The organism is Arthrobacter sp. ZBG10 (assembly GCF_001238605.1).
Lineage (GTDB): Bacteria > Actinomycetota > Actinomycetes > Actinomycetales > Micrococcaceae > Arthrobacter.
This window is the reverse complement of the sequence record NZ_LFQH01000159.1, coordinates 1-249: the sequence shown is the minus strand read 5'-3', so window position 1 is coordinate 249 and position 249 is coordinate 1. Positions and strand designations below refer to the sequence as shown.

The 249-nt window shown below is 72.7% G+C and carries 1 protein-coding gene; it reads left to right on the top strand.

Annotated features, from left to right (window positions below; translation table 11 throughout):
* Nucleotides 1–249: enoyl-CoA hydratase-related protein (locus tag ACU18_RS19005; protein WP_231686147.1), on the top strand; the 249-nt coding region annotated here is incomplete at both ends.

The following is a 249-nucleotide window of genomic DNA, read 5'->3' as shown; positions in this document are numbered from 1 at the left end:
GGCGCTGCAGGATTTAACACAGGCGTACGACGACGCCGCTGCCGCCGCCTCCCGCGGGAAGGTCCGGGCCCTGCTCCTTCGGGGAGAGGGCCGGGCCTTCTGCGCGGGCCGCGACATTTCCGGGGTCACGCCGGAGAATGACGACGCCGCCGCTTACCTGGGTGGGCTGGTGGAGCCGCTGCTGCAGAAGATGGCAGCGTTCCCGGCGCCCACCTTCGCTGCCGCGCACGGTGCCTGCCTGGGGGTGGG